Source organism: Euzebyales bacterium, from assembly GCA_035461305.1.
GTDB lineage: Bacteria > Actinomycetota > Nitriliruptoria > Euzebyales > JAHELV01 > JAHELV01.
In genome coordinates, this window is sequence record DATHVN010000232.1 from 1 (window position 1) to 1,790 (window position 1,790).

Below are 1,790 nucleotides of genomic sequence, written 5' to 3' on the forward strand. Positions count from 1 at the left end.
GTCGACGCCCGACCGCATGATCCGTCACGACATGGCGACCCTCCCGCACCCGGCGTCGTCGTCGTGGATGCTCGACCTGGCGGGCGGCCGGGCGTCAGCCCGCAAGGAGCTGGCGTCGTCCCTGCGGGACTACCACGACCAGGTGCTCGAGCAGCTGTGGCCGGCGATCGAACCGATCCTCGAAACGGACCTGCGGTTCCGCGCATGGCAACTGGCGACGAAGGGCGTCGCGGCGACAGTCGACAGCCTCCACCCTGGCATTCGGTGGCGCGGTGGCGTTGTCGAGGTCGCGGGTGCTGGGCATCAGCCTGGCCTCCGCCTCCACCCACGCCGCCGTCCTCCGCGATGCCGGCCTTGCGACCAGCCGACGACAGGGCCAGTCGGTTCGCCACGCTCTCACCAGCCTCGGCGCCCTCTGGACGTCGGACGACCGCCCGGACACGACGAAGGCCGTGTGACCTGACGTCGGCCGTTCATGATGATCCCCAGTCATGGCGGCGACGTGCGCGAGGTCGTGGTCAGGTCGTCCGGGCCGCGCCGCGCCGTGAGAGCCACCGGGCTGCGCCGGTCGACCACAGCGCCCAGACCACGAGCACCGGTTGGAAGAACAGCCGGACCAGACGCTTGGTGTCCGTGTCGAGGCCGAAGGCGTCGGTGCCCTCGGTGTACTGCGCGATGTTGCCGGGAAAGATCACGACGAAGAACCCGGCGACCACCAGACCGACCGCTGCCCGCTGGCGGCGCACCAGGATCAGCGCCAACCCGAGGGCGATCTCGACGACGCCTGATGCGAGCACCACCAGGTCGTCGTCGATCGGCATCCAGCCGGGCACCTGGGCCCGGAACTCCTCGCGCTGGTTCGTCAGGTGGCCGGTGCCTGCAACGACCAGCGTGCCGCCCAGCGTCCATCGCGCGACGGTCCGGATCGTGTCGGTCTCGCTGCTCATGCGGCCCCACCTTCCAGATCGGTTGCCTCCTCAGGGTGGAACCTAGTCGCTGTACTCGTCGTGCCAGTTCCACCACTCGTACGGCGGCGTCTGGGGGTAGCCCTCCGGCGAGTCCTCCCATTCCTCCTGGCGCCCGAGCGCAGTCATGTCGAGGTAGCTCCAGGTGCCCCCCATCACCTCGTCACCGCGGCTGTTGATGAAGTAGGTGCGGAACACGCTGTCACCCTCGCGGATGAACGCGTTCGTGCCGTGCCACTCGTCCACGCCGAAGTCGGCGTCGAAGCCGTCCGTCAAGGTGTACCAGGGCATCTCCCAACCCATCCGCGCCTTCACGCGCTCGATGTCCGTCTGCGGCGCCCGCGAGACGAACACGAGCGTGGTGTCGCGGGCGTTCAGATGGGCGACGTGGGCCACCTGATCGGCCACCAACGAGCAGCCGATGCAGGCGTGCTCCGGCCAGCCGGACACGCCGGGCTCGAAGAAGGCGCGGTAGACGATCAGCTGACGGCGGCCGTGACGCGTACGGGGGCTCCTCGTCAACCAGACCGTCCTGCGGTTCGATCGATACTGCCTACGTCTGGTCCATCATGGGGCTGCATTCGGTGGCACCTCCCGACCGCACACCGACTCCGTCCGCACCGACCGCCTGGGTCGCGGACGCCAGCGTAGCGGCGAAGCGACCATCGGGGATAACCGGCGGGGAGCTGTGGCGACCTCGGTTCTTCTGGGTGTTCAAGTCCGCACGGCGCCGGCAAGCGGAGCCTGCTGGGCGGCCTCGGCGGCGGGCTGGGCTTCATCGGCCTGCACACGGCTCGCGCCATGCTGGACCTCGGCGAGGACCTG

The 1,790-nt window shown here is 69.4% G+C and carries 2 protein-coding genes; both read right to left on the reverse strand.

Annotated elements, in window-relative coordinates:
• Positions 1 to 518: 518 nt before the first annotated feature.
• Positions 519 to 947 carry a DoxX family membrane protein gene (locus VK923_20795; protein HSJ47118.1) on the reverse strand — a complete coding sequence of 143 codons (429 nt, stop codon included), beginning with the start codon at positions 945 to 947 and terminating at the stop codon, positions 519 to 521.
• Between the two features lie 42 nt (positions 948 to 989).
• Entirely contained in the window at positions 990 to 1,487 is a 498-nt protein-coding gene (locus VK923_20800) for a DUF899 family protein (GenBank protein ID HSJ47119.1), read from the reverse strand.
• Positions 1,488 to 1,790: the final 303 nt, after the last annotated feature.